The organism is Nocardioides bizhenqiangii, assembly GCF_034661235.1.
Taxonomy (GTDB): Bacteria; Actinomycetota; Actinomycetes; order Propionibacteriales; family Nocardioidaceae; genus Nocardioides; species Nocardioides bizhenqiangii.
In genome coordinates, this window is record NZ_CP141059.1 from 98239 (window position 1) to 119021 (window position 20783).

Genomic DNA, 20783 nt, shown 5'->3' on the forward strand with positions numbered 1-20783 from the left:
GGGACTGCCTGCAGATGACCATTCAAAGACTTCTGGTCGCCAACCGTGGCGAGATCGCCCGGCGGGTCTTCCGCACCTGTCGTGACCTCGGCATCGAGACCGTCGCCGTCCACTCCGACGCCGACGCGGGTATGCCGTTCGTGGCCGACGCCGATGCCGCCGTACGGCTGCCGGGGAACGCTCCGGCCGAGACCTACCTCCGCGGGGACCTGGTGATCGAGGCCGCGCGGAAGGCCGGTGCCGACGCGATCCACCCGGGCTACGGGTTCCTGTCCGAGAACGCCGCGTTCGCACAACAGGTGCTCGACGCCGGACTGACGTGGGTCGGCCCCACGCCCGACTCCATCGAGCGGATGGGCTCCAAGATCGAGTCCAAGAAGCTGATGGAGGCCGCCGGGGTACCGGTGCTCGGCGAGCTCACCCCTGAGACGGCCACCGCCGAGGACCTCCCGGTCCTGGTGAAGGCGTCGGCGGGGGGCGGCGGCCGCGGCATGCGGATCGTCCGCGAGCTCGACCAGCTGCGCGGCGAGATCGAGGCCGCGCAGTCGGAGGCGGCGTCCTCGTTCGGCGACGGCACCGTCTTCGTCGAGCCCTACATCCAGTCCGGTCGGCACATCGAGGTCCAGGTGCTCGGCACGGCCGACGGCGCCGTCGTCCTCGGTGAGCGGGACTGCTCGGTGCAGCGGCGTCACCAGAAGGTGATCGAGGAGGCGCCGGCCCCCGCGCTGCCGGACGCGACCCGCAAGGCGCTGCACGAGGCGGCGAAGGCCGCCGCGGAGGCGATCGACTACCGCGGCGCCGGGACCGTCGAGTTCCTCTACGACGTCTCCAAGGACCGCTTCTACTTCCTGGAGATGAACACGCGCCTCCAGGTCGAGCACCCGGTCACCGAGGCGGTCTACGGCGTCGACCTGGTCGCCCTCCAGATCGCCGTGGCGGAGGGAGCACCGCTGCTCGAGGACGTGCCGTCGGTTCCGCAGGGTCACGCGATCGAGGTCCGGCTCTACGCCGAGGACCCGGTCGCCGGCTACCAGCCGCAGTCGGGCACCATCACCCGGTTCGAGGTGCCGGGTGTGGTCAGCGAGTTCCGGACCACGGGCTACGGCATCCGGCTCGACTCGGGCGTCGGGTCCGGCGACGAGATCGGCACCTTCTACGACGCGATGATCGCCAAGGTCATCGTCTGGGCGCCGTCGCGGGACCGGGCGCTCCGGCAGCTCGCCGGCGCGCTGGCGCGCGCCGAGATCCACGGGCTGCGCACCAACCGCGACCTCCTCGTCAACCTGCTGCGTGACCCCGTGGTCGTCGACGCGACCATGGACACGACGTGGCTCGACGGCGCGGACCTGGCCCTGCTCGGCGCCGCCCCCGGCGGCGAGCAGACGGTGCCGCTGTCGGGCTTCGCCGCCGCGATCGCCCTGGCCGAGCGGGCCCGGCGGGGCGCCCGGGTGCAGAGCCGGATCCCGGCCGGCTTCCGCAACGTCGTCGCGCAGCCGCAGGAGACCGTGTTCCTGCTGGGTGACGGCGGTGGCGAGCTCCCCGTGCGTTGGTACGGCGGCCGCACCTTCTCGTCCGCCGACCTCGACGACGTGGTCGTCGTCTCGGCCGGTCCGGACCAGGTCGTCCTCGAGACGGGCGGCGTCCGCCGTACCTTCGCGGTGCGGGTCGCCGGGGACCAGGTCGACGTCGAGTCGCCGCTCGGCCACGTCCCACTCCGGCGCAAGCCGCGGTTCGTCGACCCCGCGACCGCGGTGGCCGCCGGCTCGCTGCTCGCGCCCATGCCCGGCAGCGTGATCGCGGTCCACGCCCAGGTCGGCGACGCGGTCGCCGAGGGCGCACCCATCCTCGTGATGGAGGCCATGAAGATGCAGCACACCATCGCCGCGCCGTACTCCGGCACGGTCACCGAGCTCGCCGCCACCACCGGCCAGCAGGTCGAGGCGGGCACCGTGCTCGCCGTCGTCACCCCTGATCCCGACAACGCGGAGAACCCCGACGCAGAGGAAGACAACTGATGACGATCAACTTCACCGAGCCCGAGGAGCGGGTGGCGCTGCGCGAGGCGGTCAAGAAGCTCGCCAGCAAGTACGGCCGCGAGTACATCGAGCGGCAGGCGCGCGAGGGCGGCAAGACCACCGACCTCTGGCTGGAGATGGGCGCCAACGGCTTCCTGGGCGTCAACATCCCCGAGGAGTACGGCGGCGGGGGCGGCGGCATGGCCGACCTGGCCGCGGTCCTCGAGGAAGCCGCCGCCGCCGGTGCGCCGCTGCTGATGATGGTCGTGTCGCCGGCCATCTGCGGGTCGATCATCAGCCGGTGCGGCACCGACGAGCAGAAGCAGAGGTGGCTGCCCGGCATCGCCGACGGCACCCTGCTGATGGCCTTCGGGATCACCGAGGCCGACGCCGGCTCCAACGCGCACAACATCACCACCACCGCGACCCGTGACGGCGACCAGTGGGTGCTCAACGGCCAGAAGACGTTCATCTCGGGTGTCGACGAGGCCCAGTCGGTGCTGATCGTGGCGCGCACCGAGGACGCCAAGACCGGCAAGCTCAAGCCGGCGCTGTTCGTCGTACCGACCGATGCCGAAGGCTTCACCAAGCAGCCGATCGAGATGGCGTGGTCGGCGCCGGAGAAGCAGTTCACCCTGTTCCTCGACGACGTCCGGCTGCCCGCCGACGCGCTGGTGGGCGACGAGGACGGCGGCCTCTGGCAGCTGTTCGCCGGCCTCAACCCCGAGCGGATCATGGGCGGGGCCCTGTCGTGCGGCATGGCGCGCTACGTGCTCGACGTCACCGTCGACTACGCCAAGACCCGCAGCGTCTGGAAGGACACCCCCATCGGCGCCCACCAGGGCATCCAGCACCCGCTCGCCAAGGTCAAGATCGAGCTCGAGCAGGCCCGGATGCTGTGGCAGAAGGCCGCCGCGCTCTACGACGCGGGCGACGACTTCACCGCGGGCGAGTACGCCAACATGGCGAAGTACGCCGGCGGCGAGGTCTCCTGCAACGCCGCCGACGTCGCGGTCCACACCCACGGCGGCAACGGCCTCACCGTCGAGTACGGCCTCGCCAACATGCTGGTCGCCTCCCGGCTCGGCCGGATCGCCCCTGTCAGCCGGGAGATGATCCTCAACTTCGTCGCCATGCACACGCTGGGGTTGCCCAAGAGCTACTGATGTCGGCGTCCTCGATGGTCGAGGAGGGCCGTCACGGGATCCACGCCGGCTGGGAGTCGACGGCGGAAATCTTGTCGACGCCGTCGGGATTCGTTGTCGCACCGACGGCGGTGGTGCGACGATAGGTCGTGTTGCCGCAGCCGCCGACGAGCTTCGTCGGCCGGGAGCGTGAACTGGCCGAGGCGCAGAGCCTGCTGGCCGGTTCCCGGCTGCTCACGCTGACTGGCCCTGGCGGGGCAGGCAAGACCCGGCTCGCGATTGAGTTGGCGCGCAGGTCGGCAGCCGATTTCTCGGGCGGCACGAGTTTCGTGCGGCTCGCTGCCGTCCGAGACCCTGCACTGGTGCCAGTCGAGGTCGCAGGTTCGCTCGGCCTGCAGGACTCCCGCGGCACGGCGCTGCTGGATCACCTGTCGGCGAACCTGTCCGGGCGCGAGTTGCTGCTCGTCCTCGACAACATGGAGCAGGTCTTGGAGGCAGGCGGTTTCGTGGCCGACCTGCTCGCCGCCACGGACGCGGTACGCATTGTCGTGACGAGCCGCGCGCCGCTACACGTTGCGTGGGAGCAGGAGCTGCCCGTCCCGCCGTTGTCGGAGGCCGTGCAGCTCTTCGCGGCACGGGCGGCTGCCTCGGTTCCCGGCTTCTCCCTCACTGCCGGGCACGCGGCCACGGTCGGGAAGATCGCCGAGCGGCTTGACGGTCTGCCGCTCGCGATCGAGCTTGCAGCCGCGCGCGTCAGGGTGCTGCCTCCGGAGGCGATTCTCGAACGGCTTCATGACTCACTGGCGTTCTTGGTGAGCAACAGCCGTGACGTCCGCGGCCGGCAGCGAACGCTGCGCGCCACCATCGCGTGGAGTCATGAGCTGTTGAGTGAGCCGGCACGGCGGCTGTTCTTGGTCTGTTCGGTGTTTCGGGGCGGTATCGATCTCACCGCCCTCGAGGAGGTGTGCTCCGCGTCCGGAGCCGGCAGCTCGCTCCTCGACCCGGTGACGGAGCTCGTCGACCACAGTCTGCTTCGCCGCGCCGACCGTGGGAAGGCGCCGAGGTTCGCGATGCTTGAGACAGTCCGGGAGTTCGCGGCCGAGTTGCTCGCAGACGGTCAAGAGGAACTGGTCACCCGCGGTGCGCACGCCCAGGTGTTCTGGCGATTGGTCGAGCACCTGCCGCGGCCGCCAGCCGCTCCGAACCGTGCTGGGCTCGACCTGCTTGAGCTCGAGCACGACAACATCCGGGCGGCCCTCGACCACCTTTCCGCGACGGACCCCGGCACCGCACTGCGGATGGCGAACCGGCTCTCGGGCTTCTGGTCGATCCGGGGCTACTTCTCCGAGGGACGCCGGCGTCTGGCTGCACTGCGTGACCTCGTGCCAGACCTCGACCACGAGTGGCTCGACGCGCTCACGTGCGAAGCCTGGCTGGCCACCGACCAGGGTGACAGGACGGCCGCGCTTCCGTTGCTCGAGCGCGCCGTCGAGCGCGCCAGAGCGGCCGGCGACCAGGCGCGCGAGGCTGAGGCCCTGCTGTGCCGCGGCCGCATCCGGGGGATCACCGGCGACCCGGCGGGCTTCGGCGATGACATCGAGCGGTCGCTCGCGCTCCGCGAGGCGTCCGGTGACCCCGCAGGTTTGGCTGGCGCGCTCTGGTTGGCCGGAGCCGCTGCGCACTATCAAGGCGACGGGTTGCTGGCCATGCAGCGACTGGAACGCAGCGTGGCTCTGAGTGCAGAAGTCGGCCTGTCGGTGATCCGGGCACGTGCCCTGCAGTTGCTTGGCGTCGTACGGCTCGACAATGACGACATCAGCGGCGCCAAGGTGGCGCTCGCGGAGGCCCTCCCGGAGGTCCTCGATCTAGGCGATCGCTTCGCCGTGCCGATCGGTCTGAGCGGGCTCGCCGGGCTCGCGGCTCGGCACGGGCGGCCTCGGTCGGCGCTTCGGCTGTCCGGTGCCGCCGCGGCCTACGAGCAGGTGAACCAGACCAACAGACCGCAGTTCATGCGATCCACGTTGGACCGCTGGCTCGCCCCCGTGGTCGCCCAGGTCGGCCCAGCGGCGGGGCGGCTGCAGGACGAGGGACGCGAGATGCCGCTCGACGAGGCCATCGCCGCCGGCCTCGATCCGCGGCCCGAGGACCCGTGGCATGTGGGCACGTCACCGGGGCTCACGGATCGGGAGCGCGAGATCGCCGTGCTGGTGGCCCGGGGCATGGCGAACCGCGAGATCGCCGAGCAGTTGGTCTTGTCGGTCCGCACCGTGGAAACACACGTAGGCCGGGTGCTCACCAAGCTCGGCCTCAGAACCAGGGGTCAGCTCACCGCCTGGGCCCACCAGGAGGGGCTGATGGCCGACGTACGTGGCGACGTTACGTAGTTCCACTGACTCCAGGGACGTCGCGCCAGCCGCACCCTAGGCACATGAGCACCCCAGACTGCGACGTACTCGTCGTCGGCGCCGGGCCGACCGGCCTGACCCTCGCCATCCAGCTCCTCTCACGCGGTGTGCGCACACGCCTCATCGATCAGGACCCCGGGCTGCCGAAGCTCAGCCGTGCGATCGGCATCCAGCCGCGCACCATGGAGACCTTCGACATGATGGGCTTGGCCGACCGACTGCTGGAGATCGGCCATCGGGGCCTGCGGACCAGCGTGTACGTGGGCGGCCGACGCCGGGCTGGCATCGACCTGACCTACGCCGACTCCGAGTACGCGTTCATCCTGCACCTCCCCCAGAACCGGACCGAGGAGGTGCTGCGGTCGCGGCTCGACGAGCTTGGTGGGAAGGTCGAGTCGGGGATCGAGCTCCTCGGCTTCATCCAGGACGCGGACGCGGTCACCGCAACGCTGAGTGATGCAGAGGGTCGCGAGGTGCAGGTCACCGCATCGTTCCTCGTCGGCTGCGACGGATCACACAGCAAGGTGCGCCGCGTGCTGGACGTGCCGTTCGAGGGACAGCCCTATCCCTTCGACTGGCTGCTCGCAGACACCGAGCTCGACGGCGTCGGGAGAAACGACGAAGTGCACGTCTACTGGGGTCCGGGCGGGCAGCCGCTCGGACTGATCCCGATCGACGGCCGCCTCTGGCGAGTGTCGGCCCCGATGCCGGCCGACCGCGGTGGTGCAGCGCCCACGCTGGAGGAGATCCAAGGACTCGTTGACGCGCGCGGGCCGGGCGGGATCGCCGTCCATGACCCCGAAACGCTCACCTGCTTCCGCTGCCAGATCCGGTCCACCGACACGTACCGACGCGACCGGGTCTTCCTGGCCGGAGACGCCGTCCACATCCACGCCCCCACTGGCGCGCAGGGCATGAACCTCGGGATCAACGACACCGCCAATTTGGGCTGGAAGCTGGCGTACGTGGTCGCAGGCCGGGCGCCGGACACGCTCCTCGACACCTACGCCGCCGAGCGCCGACCCGCGGCACAGCAGGTGATGGCCTTCACCGACACCATGGTGCGCTTCGTCCTCGAGACCTCTCCTCTCAAGCGGACCCTGAGGAGGGCGATGATGCCCTTGCTGCGGACGCCGCGAATGAAGCGGCGCCTCGCGAACCGCATGGCGCAGCTGGCGATCGCCTACCCGGACAGCCCGATCTCGCAGCCCGGGCGGGTGCGCGGCCTGCCGACGCCGGGCGCGAGGATGCCCAACATCCGCCTGCACGACGGCCGCACGATGAACGAGGCGCTCCGGGACGGCGAGCACGTGCTCGCTGGCCCGGAGGACGGCCTGCCAGGTCGGGTGGTGGTCCGACCTGACGGTTATGTCGCGGCCATCGGGCGCGACGGTCACCGCTCGGCGATCGACGATTACCTGCAGACTGCGCGGGCCCTCGCGCACAGCGGCAGATAGTGGCCACCCTTTCCACAGGAATCATTTCGGCTACCAGTGTCAGTGGTCCTCGCCCCAGTTGGCGATGACCACGGCGATCGGTGGGAGCACAGCAGCGACGACCGACATCACCACGGCTGCCGTCGTGGACCACAACCGGACCACGTTCCAGGCCAGCAGAATCAGCACCAGGCACACGCCCATCAGCGCGAAGTACCACCGCTGACGCCGGCGCAGCCGCTCGCTCTGCGGCCAGCGCACCCCGCTGGCTGTGACGCGATGGTGGCGTCGTCTCACTGCTCCACCATTCCACGTGGCTGCCGTGACCAGGGAGTCCGCGTGCGTACCCTTGCTGTTACGTAACACATAGGGTACATTCAGTGCCGATGGACACCGTGTTGCAAGCGCTGGCGGACCCGAGTCGACGGGCCCTGCTCGAGATCCTTCGCGACCATCCGGCCTCGGCCGGCGAGTTGGCGGAGGCGTTGCCGATCGCTCGTCCCGGGGTCTCCCGGCACCTACGGGTGATGCGCGACGCGGGTCTGGTCGAGGTGCGGCGGGACGCCCAGCGGCGGATCTACAGCTTGCGACCGGAGGGGTTCGTGGAGGTTGACGAGTGGCTCGCCTCCTACCGGGCGCTGTGGAGCAACCGGCTTGATGCCCTGCACACCGAGATCGCACGAGGAAAGAGGACCAAACGATGACGACGACCGAGACCATCGGCACGATGCGGGCACTAGACGCCGAGCGCGGTGCCATCCGGGTGGAAGAACTCTATGACACCGACATCGACGACCTCTGGGAGGCGTGCACGGATCCGGAACGGCTGGCCCGGTGGATCGCAGAGGTGTCTGGCGACCTCCGTGTCGGCGGTTTGATCCATGCCACCTTCACCAGCTCGTGGACGGGGCCCGCGCGCATCGAGGTGTGCGAGGCTCCGCGTCACCTGCTGCTCACCACGGAGCCCGGGACGCAGGACGAGGCGCAGATCGAGGCGTGGCTCAGCGACGCTGGCGCACGGACCCGCCTCGTGGTCGAGGAGCGCGGTCTGCCCCTGTACCACCTTCCCTTCCACGCAGCCGGCTGGCAGGCCCACCTGGAGGACCTGGCTCGATCGATCAAGGACGAGCCGTCGGCTTGGCGCGAACGCTGGACCGAGCTCACACCGGTCTACCAGGCTCAGCGGGTCGGCTGATGTCGGACGAGATCAGCCTCGCTGCGACTACTGTCAACGCCCCCGACGCTCTGGCGTTGGCGGGGTTCTACGCCGAGATCACCCGCGGAGTCGCGAAAGGCAGCGCTCACTGGGCGGTCGTCCACGGCCCGAACGGCTCATTGGGGTTTCAGCAGGTCGACGACTTCCGCCCCCCGGTGTGGCCCCAAGGCGACCCACCCATGCAGATGCACCTCGAGTTCTTCGTTGACGACCTCGACGCCACGCAGGCACGCGTCCTCGCGGCAGGCGCCAGGCCCTTCGACTTCCAGCCGAACTCCGATCACTGCCTCGTCTACGCCGACCCGGTCGGACACCCCTTCTGCCTATCCACCTGGAAAGCCCCGGTCCTCGCCGACGACATCTCCACGACGGACGGATGAGACAGCCACAGCCGACACGCGGAAGGACGCAGGGGGCGGACCGATCTCGCCCACCGCAACGCTCCGCTGACGCAGAGCCATATCAGTCGGACGTGCACCGGCCATTCGCGTGACCCTTGGCGCTCATGCGCCGGTCTCGTCGAATCCGCGCTTGATCACCTCGATCACTCGCGGCCTGAGCCGGGCAACCGAGATCACCTCGTCCACAGAGCCCACCCGCACCGCCCGGTGTATGTCGTGGATGCTGTCGAACTCGGCTGCTACCTCGCCGATCTTCTCCGGTCGCACCGCCGCCCTCAGGTCGGCGAGCTCGACGACCAAGCGGCTCCGGTCCGGTCCTGCGGCGTCGGTGATCCTGCCCTCGACCTCTCGGACGCGAGGGTCGGCCGACGTACGCTTCTCGACCTCGCCGGCGAACACGACTGCCGCCGCCGGGGCACCGCCGATGACCGAGGCGTACGACCCCTCGAGGGCGAGCACTGTCATGTTCGGGTTCAGGGCCTTGGAGAAGACCACGAACGCACCGCCGTGGTAGCGCGAGATGACGCAGAAGACGATCGGGCCCTCGAAGTTGACGATCGCACGGCCGATCTCCGCGCCGTACTCCAATTGGAGGTTGCGCATCGAGTCCGGCGACCCGTCGAAGCCCGACAAATTGGCCAGTACGACGAGAGGCCGGTTCCCGCTGGCGGCGTTGATCGCCCGAGCGGCCTTCTTCGACGAGCGCGGGAAGAGCGTGCCAGCGGTGTAGATGTCCGGTCCGTCGGTTGGCGGGAAACCTCGTCGGCGAACCGGTCGCGACTCGATCCCCAGCAGGCACACGGGATAGCCGCCCAGGTGAGCGTCCTGGACCACCGCCGTGTCCGCGTCGGCCATTCCGGCCCAGCGCTCCAGGATCTCGTGGTCCTGGTCGGCCAGAGCCCGCATCACGGTGCGGATGTCGAAGGCCTTCTTGCGGTCCGGGTTGCGGGTCGCGGAGAAGATCTCGCCGACCGTCGTGAAGTCGCTCTCGACGGACACGTGCGGGAACGACGAGATGTCGCGGTCTTCCGGGTCCATGGTGGCGGCCTTGCGCGGCCGCGACTCACCGGGCACCACGTAGGTGTGGTCGTAGTGGGCCATCAGTACGGCGAACGCGCCGGCCAGGTCGGGAGCCCAATACTGCGCCTGCCCGTTGGGGCCCATCACCCGGTCGTAGCCGCCGATGCCGAAGTTGTCCTCCGCGGACACGCCGCCGGAGAAGTCGAGCGACTGCTTACCGGTCAGGACCATCGCGCTGTCCGGGGTCATCACCAAGATGCCCTTGGTGTGCATGAGCATCGTCGCCTCGGCGTTCCAGTAGGGCTGCGCACCGACGTTGATGCCCGCGACGACCACGTTGATCTCGCCACCGGCCTGCGTGAACTCGATGATCCGCTTCAGCGCGGCGGCCACCCAGTCCATGTTCTCGGTGCCCGAGTCCATCGAGATCCGGGCGCCCGCGGACAGCGCGAACCACTCCACCGGCACCTGCATCCGCTCGGCAAGATCGATCGCGGCGATCACTCGTGAGCACTCCGGCTCCGAGACGGCACCGAGCGCTCTGGTCGGGTCGCCGCACAGAACGACGCGGGTGACACCTTCCGGGTGCAAGTCGGTCGGTGTGGTGACAACGGCGACGAGGATGCCAGCCTTGTTGAGGCCGGGCGGACGGCTGACGGGGGCGAGGGCACCTGAGTCGTCGAAGTCGTACTCAATGAAGCCCCCGCCGGGACCGGTGAGGACGCCCGCGAGCTCGTAGGGATAGACCAGGCCGCGACGGCGTGCCCGGGCGACGTTGCCGTGGTACTCGTCGAGCGGCTGGAGCGGCTCGGTCGGCGGCGCCTCGATAGAGGCAGTTACCCCGGCACCCGGTCGCGCATGGAACCTGATCGCGATGGGGACGGCCACACCGTCGGATCCGACCACCCGGCCCTGCGCGACGACCTCCGAGATCCCCGCACCGTCCGTCAGCGGGGTGATCTTGTCCTGCAACGCGGTCAGCTGGTCGGGGTCGGCCTCGACGTCCGGCCAGACCTGGACCCACACGTGGTTCGAGTCGAGCTTGCTCCCGGCTGCGCCCCGCGCCGTGCGCACCCGCCTGATCGCCTCGAGACAGTTCTCCACTGCGCGCTCGGCGTGGGGCACTGCGATGACCGTGCCCTCGTCGTCGCGTACGACGGCGAGCTGGCGCACCTGCGCGAGGGCGACGAGCCGGCGGTCCGCGGGGTTCTCCCTGGCGACGCACTCGAAGAGGAGCACGTCCTCGGGCGCTTCGACGCGGTTGACGTGGAACTCGCGCAGCCGCCACAGGTCGAGCCGGCGGCCGACCATCGGGTGCACTCCGCGAACCAGGTCGTCTTCCCTGACGCCACCGTCCACGACGGGCCGGTAGGTGAAGTAGTTGACCGGCTGGTCACCGCCGGGGCACACCGCGACTGCGACTCGGCGTACGTCGTGGGCGAAGGGCAGCGCTCCGACGATCCGGGCGAGCTCCTCGGTGGCGAGCTCCGGTGACTCAGGGGCGTCGGGCCAGTGGATGTAGAGGTCGACGACCGCGCCGTCACCGGGATTGCGCGCGGCGACCTCCTCACCCAAGGCAGCCGTCAGCTCGCTGGCGGGGTCGGACAGCTCGGCGATGGTGCCCTCGGTGGAGACCAGCCGGGTCGGACGCCCGTCGACGGTGTACTCGGCCACCGCGAAGGTCCGCCCCGTTCGCACCAGCGAGCGAAGGTCACGGAGGTCGTACTCGCGGTAGTGACGTCGCACCAGGACCTCGAGCATCGGCTCCTGCACAGGTACGCCGTTCTCGAGCCGCTCGGCGAGGAACCGCACGATCTGCTCGGGGATCGCCGCCAGCGCATCAATACGCTGGGCGCGGTCCGCTGCGTCGGGATCGGCGGCGAGGGCCTCGACCTCGTTGCGAACGCCGGCCAGGACGCTGGACCGCTCCGCATCGACCAGGGGCTGGTCGAACCAGCGGAAGCGAGTGCTCCGGGCCAGGTCGCCCACCACGGGGAAGCGCAGCTGGGTGGCCCTGACGAGACGCTCGAGGAGGTCACGCGCCGGACCGGCCAGCGCCTCGGTGGGAGGAGGCTCGGCGATCCAACGCTGGAGAAGCCCCGTGGCCAGTCGTACGTCGGGAGCGGAGCGCTGCTGAGCGAGGAAGATCCGGAACACCGCCTCCTCCAGCTGCGGAGTCCGATCCCAGTCAGTCACGCCGTAGTGGGCGAGCACCCGGGCCAGGCGGTCCCGGAACTGGTCGGGCAGCCCACCGCGCTCGGCGTCGAGGCTCTGCAGGAAGGCGTGGAAGTGCTCCCTCGAGCTGTGCACCCGGAGCTCGGTGTGGAGGTCCTCGCCGGCCGGCCGGTTTCGGCTCAGCTCGGCGAAGTCGGCGATCAGGTCGAGCAGGGCGATCTCGTCGGGCACGACCTCTTCCCCCGCCGCGATCAGCTCGTCGCGAACAGCGAGGTAGTCGGCGATGACGCCGCCCTCCTCGCGCGGGTCGGCGTCGTACCCCATCAGCAGCGCGGCGACGTCCGCCCGGCACCGAGCAGCGCGTCGCTGCGCGGTCGCACCGTTCGAGCCCGGCGGCAGGTCGAGGGCCGGACCCGTGGCCTCCGGCGCTGCCTGCTCGCCTGCGTCGTCCTCGACGGGCTCGAGACGGACCAGCGGAGCCCCGGTCTCGACCTGGCTCCCGGTCATCACCAGGAGCTCCCTGACCTTGGCTGCGAACGGCGATCGCAGCACGGTCTCCATCTTCATGCTTTCCAGAACCAGAACCGGGCCTCCGGCAGCCACCAGGTCACCGACTGCCACGGGGGACGCCACCACCAGGGCCGGCGCGGGCGAGCGAAGCACGCCGCCCTCGTCGCGCGTGACGCGGTGGGCCACGCCGTTGACTTCAATCATGTGGACCGGACCGTGGGTGGCGGTGACCAGGCGGTAGAGCCGATCGCCGACGGTCATCCGGGTGTGGAACTCGTCGAGACGTTCGACGTCGGCGACCACCACGTGCTCGACGCCCGCGGAGTCGAAGCCCACGCGGAACCGCTGCGGGCCGATCTGGATGACGGTGACCTTGTACGCCGTGCCCCGCAGCTTGAAGTCGACGGCGCGGCCGACGTTGTGCTGGACCTGCGGACGGCCGCCGTGGGCGCTCTCCAGGAGCCGGGTGATCTCGACCTGGGCCTCGTCCTCGTAGGCCTCGACGCCGGCCGCCACGACGGCGATGCCGGAATGCTCGTGGACGACGAGCCGGCCTTCCGCGCGGACCCGGTCGATCCAGCTGGTGTCTGCCCAGCCCGCCTTGCCGTCGATCACCTCGGACTGGTCGAGGAGATCGAGGATGAAGCTCTTGTTGGTGGCCCCACCCTCGATCACGACGGTGGTCTCCGCCATCGCCCGGCGCAGCCTGGCCAGCGCCTCGTCGCGGGTGCGGCCGTAGGCGATGATCTTGGCAATCATCGAGTCGAAGTCGGCGGGGATGGTGTCGCCCTCACCGACACCGGTGTCCACGCGGATCCCGGGACCCGACGGCAGGTCGAGCAGCGCGATCCGACCGGGCGCCGGGGCGAAGTCCCGGTCGGGATCCTCGGCGTTGAGCCGGGCCTCGACCGCGTGGCCCTTCTCGGGCGGCTTCGCCCCTTCGAGACGACCTCCGGCAGCGACGTGCAGCTGCGCCTTGACCAGGTCGACGTCCGTCGTCATCTCGGTGATCGGGTGCTCGACCTGGAGCCTGGTGTTGACCTCGAGGAACGCGAACGTCCGCTCCTCGGGGTGGTAGAGGAACTCGACCGTGCCGGCGCCGACGTACCCCACAGCGATCGCCAGCCGCTCGGCCGACGCCTTGACCTCATCGGTCTGGTCCTTGTCCAACAAGGGTGAGGCGGACTCCTCGATTACCTTCTGGTTGCGCCGTTGAATGGTGCAGTCGCGAACGCCGAGCGCCCAGGCAGTGCCGTGGCCGTCAGCGATGAGCTGGACCTCGACATGCCGTGCCCCGGTCACCAGACGCTCCAGGAAAACCACGCCGCTTCCGAACGCGCGCTCGGCCTCGTCGCGGGTGCGCTGGTAGGCGTCCTCGAGCTCTGCTGCCGTGTCGACCCTGCGAATACCGCGGCCGCCTCCGCCGGCGGTCGCCTTGAGCATCAACGGGTAGCCGATCTTTGCCGCCGCGGCGAGCGCTGCCTCGAGCGTGTCGACGCCGCCTCTGCTCCACGGCGCGACGGCGACGCCGACCTCCTCGGCGATCAGCTTGGACCCGATCTTGTCGCCGAGCTTGCGCATGGCGTCGGCGCTCGGGCCGATGAAGGTCACACCGAGGCGCTTGCACAGGTCCGCGAACGCGGGATCCTCCGCGACGAATCCCCACCCGACCCAGACCGCGTCTGCCGCGCACTCGACCAGCACCCGCTCGAGGACGGCCAGGTCGATGTAAGGGCGTGCCGAGGCGGCACCCAGCGAGTACGCCTCGTCGGCCTCCCGCGCGAACATCGCCGTACGTTCCTCGTCGGTGTAGAGCGCGATCGTGCGGATCGGCGCCCCACCACCCTGCGCATTCAGGTCGCGGACGGCGTGGACCAGTCGCATCGCAGCCTCGCCGCGGTTCACGATCGCTACTCGAGAGAACACCCGTGACCCTCCAGACCCGACGGCTCGCCCTCGGAACCGTCGTGGCGAGACTGTCACGTCGTTCAGGTTACGAGCGAGTCACATCAGCAGCGTCGCCGCGGAAGCGGTTGACGGTCCAGCGATGCGCTGACGCGGCGAAGTGACGCGTCTCCCTCGGAAGCGGCCCTGCAGAGGGGCGCCCTGCGGCGGGTGGTGATAGACCGGTGTCATGCGCCGTTTGCTGATCACGGAGAACATCACCGCCGACGGACGGATCGAGATGCTCGACGAGTGGTTCAACCCGGCTCCTGACGGCGGCATCCAGGACTGGCTGGAAGGGATGGAGTGCGCGGGCGCGTCCTCCAACGCGGTGGTGCTGGGTCGGCAGACCTTCGAGGACTTCCGGGGGTACTGGCCTCAGCACACCGACGAGCCGGCGGGTGCGTATCTCGAACAGGTGCAGAAGTACATCGTCTCCTCTTCGATGACCGATCCGGAGTGGCGCAACTCGGCGATCCTCTCCGGTGACCCGGTCGAAGAGGTGCGTCGGCTCAAGGACTCCGACGGCGGCGACCTGACGCTGTCCGGGAGTATCACCTTGGCGCACGCGGTGCTCGCGGCCGGGCTCGTCGACGAGATCCGTATGCTCATGTTCCCCGTCGTCCAAGGCCGTGGAAAGGGCCTGGCCGCCGAGGGCACCTCGATTCCCCATCTCGAGCTGATCGAGTCGCGTCCGTTGCGGTCCGGCGTGGTGCTGCTCCGATATGCCGTGACCAACGGCTGAGTTGCCCGAGGCGACACAGCGGTGCCGCATGGGGTGCGACGCCGATCAGCGACACGGACGGTAGGCGGCCGCCGGGCCGAGTTCTCGAGACGATCATCGGCGTCGCGACCACCGGGTGTCGCTCCCGGCCGTGGAAGGTGAACCAGGCTCACGCCACGGCCCAAGTCCGGGACGGGTCGCCGCTCGCCGACAGGCGGCGCTATGACGTAACCGGCGATCTCACTCCTGCGCACACCCGACGTGCGCCCGTGCTGCAGGCGCGGCCTGGTCGAGGAGGTGTGGCGGCACCTTTTGACTCCGGCTGCGAGGTGTGGTGACAACCGACACAACTCCCATGCGCGCAGGAGGACATGGACCGCGTCAGGGCCGTCGGAGACCGCATCAGCGAAGCCTTGCTAACCGTCAGCGTCCCCGACACAGTGGGCAGACCGACTCCGGAAGGTCACGGCTATGGGCAAATTGCTGGTTCACATCACGTCCGGCCCCGAGGCGCCAACCCGGGCCGCGCTTGGCCTGTTGGTGGCACGGACGGGTATCGACGAAGGCCATGACGTCACCGTCTTCCTTGCCGGTGACGCCGTGCAACTGATCCGCGATGCGGTCCTCGATTCGCTGACCGGGTTGGGGACGGGGGCCCTACGGGAGTCCTTTGATGCGATCGCCGGCGGTGGTGGGCGCTTCTACGTTTCTGGCCTGTCCAGCAAGGCGCGCGGGGTCACCGAGGACGACCTGAAGGGAAAGCCAGCCGAGCTCGCGATGCCCAACCGGTTGGTGCAGCTCGCGTTCGAGGCTGATCGGAACTTCACGTACTAACGGCGGCTCTCTCCACGGCCTCTAACCGACACGCGCTGACGTGCCGAACCCACCTCTGCCGTTGCAAGGAGGTCCGCTCGCGGCGTAAAGACGCGCGTCCTGATCGGTTGGCCGATACGCCGGACTCGTCTTTGATGCTCGCGAGACGGCACGAGGGGGCCAGCAGACATCTTGAGCCCCCTCGCGGGACGTACGCGCCAGCAGCGCGTGTGCGGTGGATCAGCTGATGGATCCCATGAACTCCAGTGCCTCGGTCGAGATGGCCGCCAGATCGCCGATTTCGATGACCGGAGTGACCTCCATGTCGAACCAGGTCCCGAAGATGGCCATGTCATGAACGATGGTGTTGATGTCGTCCGTCGTGACGACCGCAAATCCGCCCTTGGCGTCGGCACGGCCAAGGAACTGCTCGAAGGTGGCCTTCTCCGATGGCGACCACTTGCTGAAAACCTGAAGGGAACGGGCCGCCTCGGCCTCCCCCACGGTGGGCTTCGCTACCCAAGAGATGACGTACTTCATGCTGACCTCCCTGAAGAAATGAACCGTCGAGTGAAGGCGAGCGTCGGGCCTCCGGCCCGAGGCGGATGACGACGAACCCGCTCACACGGACCCTACGCCGGTCCCGCGCGCCGGGCGACCGGGCCAAACGGCCTCTGTTCTATCGGAACGCCCGGATCTGATACCCAAAAACCCACCGGTGCACGAGGCCGGCCAGTTCGCGGGGGCGATGGGCCTTGCGGCCTGGCAATTCACATTCGCCGTCTGCGGGGCGCCGCTGCTCGGCCGGCGGTGTGACGTGGCCACTTCGCGGCGAAGTGACGCAGTCCTCAGGAGCGGCCGCATCACGGCATCGGCGGGGTCGGGTGAGTGAATCGCGGGTGCCCAAGCCTCTCCGCAACTATTGGCTGACGAACAGCAAGTCGCGGGAGACAAGTGCTTGGTAGGCAAAGTGGATGGCGGCACCCTCGGCCGGCCGCGAGGTCACCACGACCACGGAGCCCTCGGTCTCGACGCCCTCAACCTCGAGGTAGTCGCTGAACGGTCGCTGGGACTGCGCGCTGGTGCTCGACTCGTAGAGCTCGCGCAACGCGTCGACGCTGTCCTTGGCGGCATCTTCGGAGTCGAAGTGGTACGCCGTCGCTACCAGGGGGGCGTCGTCGTCCGTCGTCCACCCGATGCCGACGGTGTCGTACGACGCCTCCGGGAGCTGGTCCTCGAGCTGCTCGATGAGCGCTTCGAGCTCCTCTGCCGAAACCTGGCCGCCCAGGATCAATGCCGCCGCGTCGATGCCGAGTTGCACGGCAGAGAGTACGGCGGCGTACACATCGTGCTCGTCGAGCGCCCGTGCGACGTCGCCGTAACCGGCATCGTCGGCCAGCGATTCATCGCCGTTCAACCAGTCGCGGACGGCGCCGGTGGTCGACGACGCCGCGATCCGACCGTCGTCCTCGGCGAGCCGGGTCGGGGCCCCGATCCGGCTGAACGCGGTCGGTTCTTCGACGTTCAGTTCGTGGTCCTCGCCGACGACGTCCGTGACGATGTCGTCGTCGACCTCGGAGAGGTCCTCGTCCAGTGTGTCCTCGTCGAAGGCACCGGACACGACCAGGAAGTCCTCGGGTGGCTGAGTGAGGGCCGCGAACGAATCGACGTCGACAACTGACCAGCCAACCTGGGCGTCCATTTCTGATGGCGAAGCATCGAACGGGACAAGAGCGTCGGGAAGCGGCACGAATGCCCTGGCCGTGTCGTCGTCTGGCGCGGCCGCGCCGGACAGGTCACCCACCCACTCGTTGACCTCGTCGCTGTCGGCATCGGACGGACGGTCCAATCCCGCCACCTCGCTGGCCTTGCTCAAGTCGCCCGTGAGTATCAACTGAGCGTCACCCTCGATCGACGCCGGCAGCTCGCCCACCGCGCCAAGCACCGAGTAGTCGTCGCCGCTTTCCAGCGGGTCCGCATCCTCACCGCACCCGGTTACCAGCGCGCTCAAGGCCAGCAGGCCGGTGGCAAGCAGCGCAAGCGTTGAAATGTGCACGTCAGGCACGTGCCCTCCGACTGGCTCGCTGAAACGGAGTCCCGCGTCCCTTCTGCGCCACCCGTGCTTGGGACCATCCGTCCGTCTCGCAGCAGAGTGTTCTCGAAGCCGCCCCGTTCGAAGGCAACCGCTCGCCGCGGATTGGCGCAAAGATCAGGCTCCCGACAGGCGGCGGATTGACGCGGGTGCGAGGCGCTTGGCGGCAGTCTTCCTCCGCATGGCCCTCCACCCCTCTTCGGGTGCGTCCGGATGCCCGCTGGACTACGGCGGCGCTGCGCATTCCGCTAAACGCGGCGCTGCGCATTCCACTGAACCGTGAACACGCTGCCCCCGCAGGGTGCATCGTGGATTCCTTGACATTTCGTTCAAGGGGGAATTGGGGGGAGCATGAACGTGAACGAAGAGCAGGTGAAGAGCAAGCGGTTCGCCACCGTTCGGCACGACGGGTACGACCCGGCTGCCGTCGACCGCGTCATCGACGGTCTTGAGCAGGCCCTGGACGACCTAGCGGCCAAGTACGCGGGTCTGGAGCAAGCCGACATGGCGATGCGCGCCATGCTCCAGACCGCCAACGAGCGGGCCCGGCTCCAGGAGGAGGAACTCGCTCACGCGCTGGACGCGGCCCGCGAGGCCCCTGTGCCAGCGTGCGTCGTCGAGGACCCCGTGCGGACGACGTCCGAGTGGGCCGCCCGACTCCTCGAGATCTCCACCCGCGACGCGGAAACCATCGTCACGGAGGCGCGCGATGAGGCCGAGCGGGTCGTCGCACACGCCCGCGCCGAGGCCGCCCGGACAATCCAGGCCAAGCTGTCCAAGCTGCACGTCCGTGAGGAGGCGCTGGACGCGATGGCCGAGGAGCAGCGCGAGCAACTGGACTGGATGCGCCAGGAGATCGTGCTCGAGCTCGAGAGCCGTCGGGACAAGCTCGACGCCGAGGAACGCCGGCTGAGCGAGTTCGAGGGCCAGGTTCGCACGCAGCTCGTCTCCTACTTCCACGAGCAACTGGACCTCCTCGAGCGGCCACGCCTCGTCGGGACCAACGTCGGCGCGCACGTCGGCGGGTCCCGGGCGAGCTGATCTGCAGGCCTCTCGAAGCGGCCCAACGGACGGCACTGGCCTTAGGCGTTGCGAACGTCGCGGCGTCGGACGGCTCCGATCGCGAGTTGGAGCGGCGGCAGCGCGAGAAACGTCAAGGATTGAGACGGCCTCGCCCTCAACGAGCCGTTGGCTGCCTTGGGCACTGTCATTCTGGGTGCTGTGATGCGCCCATAGTGGGCGATGTGCAGCGGGTGCCGTGAAGCGCGAAGGGTAGGACGGGCCTGGCTCGCCAGCACCCCGGCTCCCGGGTCCAACGGCGGCGAAGCCTGCCGGACGGCGGGCATGCTCCGGGCGATCGCAACGACGCTCGCCGGCTGTCCACAGGTGGCCGGGCTGCGCGGGGCTCGCCGTCGGATGTGTCGGAGGTGAGTGTTCGAATCTGAGGTATGGAACTTGGGGACCTGGACGCAAAGGCGACCTTGGCTGTTGCGGAAGGTGAGGTGCCCGAGCGCCGGCGGCAGGGAGTAGAGCGGCTGCTGCTGCTGCAGCACTGGGCCGACCTGCATGCGGAGGACCCGCAGGCACGGCCGGGTGCGGTGCCGGTGAGCAGAGGCGGTGACCGGCTGGTCCGGCTGGGCGGGGAGGGCACGCCGTTGGCGGCCGAGCTGTGCTGGGCCGAGCTCGCGATCGCGTTCGAGACCGGTGCGATAGCGCTGCGGAATCAGGCCGGGCAGGCGTTGGACCTGCGGCACCGGCTCCCTTTGTTGTGGGCATTGGTCCAGGAGCTGCGGGTCGAGCCGTGGGTGGGCCAGAAGGTCGCGGCGATGACCCGTGAGCTGACCCGGGAGCAGGCAGCGATCGTCGACGCAGCGGTCGCCGACGCCGCAGCGGAGTCGCCGGGGCGGCTGTTGGCGATCGCGGAGGCCAAGACCATCGAGGCCGACATCGAGGGCTACCGGACCCGGCTGGCCGAGGAGGCGAAGCGGACCGGTGTGTGGGTCTCCCGGCCCAAGGCGGGGGACCTGGTGGACGCCGAGGAGGGTGAGCCGGGCACCGGTCGGATGTCGGCGAAGCTTCCCCTCACCGAGGTGGTCGAGGGCGCTGCGATGGTCGACGACGTGGCCGAGGTCCTCGCCGTGCACGGCGACCACGACCCCCACGATCCGCCGACCAGGGACCAGCTCCGCGCCCAGGCGTTCGCGTTGCTGGTCACCGACCCACACGCCGCGGCCGCCCTGCTCGACCAGGCCGACGCCCCACCCTCCCCGGAGACCGAGGACCGCGAACCCGCACCGGTGCCGAAGAGGAAGCGTCGCCCGGCCACCTTGTTGGTGCACCTCACCGACCAGGTTCTCCGCGTCCAGGTTGGCGGTGTTGCTCGCGTCGAGGGCTTGGGCCCGGTGCTGCTGGAGCAGGTCGCAGACCTCCTCAAGCATCGGCAGGTCACCGTGCAGCCGGTGATCGACCTCAACAGCGGTCACAGCGTCAACGGCTACGAACACCCGACCGCGGTCAAGCTCCGCACCCGGCTGCGCACCGTCTACGACGTCTTCCCGCACAGCACCAGCCGCGCCACCGCCCGGCTCGACCACGACCACCCCACGCCCTATGACCCCGACGGGCCGCCCGGCCAGACCGGCGACCACAACGACGCACCCCTGACCCGGTTCCACCACCGCGCCAAGACCCACGACCGCTACACCGTCGACCAGCTCGGCCTCGGCGCCTACCGCTGGGTCACCCGCCACGGCCTCGCCCGGGTGGTGACACCGCGGGGCACGAAGAAGGTCCAGCTCATCCGAGCACGCGACGGCACCATCACCGGCGAGATCTACCGAGACGCCCGCATCGACATCGACTACCCGCGACGGACGTGATCATCGGC

Annotated in this window: 15 protein-coding genes; 11 read left to right on the forward strand and 4 right to left on the reverse strand. The window is 69.4% G+C overall.

What is annotated here, in order from left to right:
* The first annotated feature begins 14 nt into the window (after positions 1 to 14).
* The 4 genes from SHK19_RS00490 to SHK19_RS00505 all read left to right on the forward strand — a co-directional run bounded on the left by SHK19_RS00490 (position 15) and on the right by SHK19_RS00505 (position 7022).
* The gene (locus SHK19_RS00490) at positions 15 to 2015 is read left to right on the forward strand and encodes an acetyl/propionyl/methylcrotonyl-CoA carboxylase subunit alpha (protein WP_322937539.1); all 2001 of its coding nucleotides are present in this window, start codon (positions 15 to 17) and stop codon (positions 2013 to 2015) included.
* The gene (locus tag SHK19_RS00495; RefSeq protein WP_322454144.1) at positions 2015 to 3181 is read left to right on the forward strand and encodes an acyl-CoA dehydrogenase family protein; all 1167 of its coding nucleotides are present in this window, start codon (positions 2015 to 2017) and stop codon (positions 3179 to 3181) included. Before SHK19_RS00490 ends, SHK19_RS00495 begins: the two co-directional genes overlap by 1 nt.
* Before the next feature lie 128 nt (positions 3182 to 3309).
* A complete protein-coding gene (locus tag SHK19_RS00500; protein WP_322937540.1) occupies positions 3310 to 5544 on the forward strand; it encodes an ATP-binding protein in 2235 nt (744 codons plus the stop codon).
* 44 nt (positions 5545 to 5588) lie between these two features.
* Positions 5589 to 7022: an FAD-dependent monooxygenase gene (locus SHK19_RS00505; protein WP_322937541.1), complete on the forward strand. Its 1434-nt coding sequence runs from the start codon at positions 5589 to 5591 to the stop codon at positions 7020 to 7022.
* A 39-nt stretch (positions 7023 to 7061) separates the two neighbouring features.
* On the opposite strand, the gene SHK19_RS00510 is transcribed toward SHK19_RS00505, so the two are convergent.
* Positions 7062 to 7298: a DUF3099 domain-containing protein gene (locus SHK19_RS00510; protein ID WP_322937542.1), complete on the reverse strand. Its 237-nt coding sequence runs from the start codon at positions 7296 to 7298 to the stop codon at positions 7062 to 7064.
* A gap of 89 nt (positions 7299 to 7387) precedes the next feature.
* Between SHK19_RS00510 and SHK19_RS00515 the strand changes: the two genes are divergently transcribed.
* Genes SHK19_RS00515 through SHK19_RS00525 form a run of 3 tightly spaced genes read left to right on the forward strand, consistent with a single transcriptional unit; the run spans position 7388 to position 8597 of the window.
* A complete protein-coding gene (locus tag SHK19_RS00515; protein WP_322454140.1) occupies positions 7388 to 7705 on the forward strand; it encodes an ArsR/SmtB family transcription factor in 318 nt (105 codons plus the stop codon).
* The gene (locus SHK19_RS00520; protein WP_322937543.1) at positions 7702 to 8196 is read left to right on the forward strand and encodes an SRPBCC domain-containing protein; all 495 of its coding nucleotides are present in this window, start codon (positions 7702 to 7704) and stop codon (positions 8194 to 8196) included. Before SHK19_RS00515 ends, SHK19_RS00520 begins: the two co-directional genes overlap by 4 nt.
* Entirely contained in the window at positions 8196 to 8597 is a 402-nt protein-coding gene (locus SHK19_RS00525; RefSeq protein ID WP_322937544.1) for a VOC family protein, read from the forward strand. The genes SHK19_RS00520 and SHK19_RS00525 overlap by 1 nt, the downstream gene beginning before the upstream one ends.
* A 123-nt stretch (positions 8598 to 8720) precedes the next feature.
* On the opposite strand, the gene SHK19_RS00530 is transcribed toward SHK19_RS00525, so the two are convergent.
* On the reverse strand, positions 8721 to 14249 hold the full coding sequence (locus SHK19_RS00530) for an ATP-binding protein (protein WP_322937545.1): 5529 nt from the start codon (positions 14247 to 14249) through the stop codon (positions 8721 to 8723).
* A 208-nt stretch (positions 14250 to 14457) separates the two neighbouring features.
* Here SHK19_RS00530 and SHK19_RS00535 point away from each other — a divergent pair, with 208 nt between their 5' ends.
* Positions 14458 to 15012, forward strand: a complete 555-nt coding sequence (locus SHK19_RS00535) for a dihydrofolate reductase family protein (RefSeq protein ID WP_322937546.1) — start codon at positions 14458 to 14460, stop codon at positions 15010 to 15012.
* Positions 15013 to 15462: 450 nt separating this feature from the next.
* Entirely contained in the window at positions 15463 to 15825 is a 363-nt protein-coding gene (locus SHK19_RS00540) for a DsrE family protein (protein ID WP_322937547.1), read from the forward strand.
* A gap of 219 nt (positions 15826 to 16044) precedes the next feature.
* Here SHK19_RS00540 and SHK19_RS00545 read toward each other — a convergent pair whose 3' ends face one another.
* Complete coding sequence (locus SHK19_RS00545) at positions 16045 to 16344, reverse strand: DUF3303 domain-containing protein (protein ID WP_322454134.1); 300 nt, start codon at positions 16342 to 16344, stop codon at positions 16045 to 16047.
* A gap of 379 nt (positions 16345 to 16723) precedes the next feature.
* Positions 16724 to 18010 (reverse strand): hypothetical protein, encoded by a 1287-nt coding sequence (locus tag SHK19_RS00550; RefSeq protein ID WP_322937548.1) that lies wholly within the window; start codon positions 18008 to 18010, stop codon positions 16724 to 16726.
* A gap of 243 nt (positions 18011 to 18253) precedes the next feature.
* Between SHK19_RS00550 and SHK19_RS00555 the strand changes: the two genes are divergently transcribed.
* Positions 18254 to 18937 (forward strand): hypothetical protein, encoded by a 684-nt coding sequence (locus tag SHK19_RS00555; protein WP_322454132.1) that lies wholly within the window; start codon positions 18254 to 18256, stop codon positions 18935 to 18937.
* Between the two features lie 407 nt (positions 18938 to 19344).
* On the forward strand, positions 19345 to 20775 hold the full coding sequence (locus tag SHK19_RS00560; RefSeq protein ID WP_322937549.1) for a hypothetical protein: 1431 nt from the start codon (positions 19345 to 19347) through the stop codon (positions 20773 to 20775).
* The last annotated feature ends 8 nt before the right edge of the window (positions 20776 to 20783 follow it).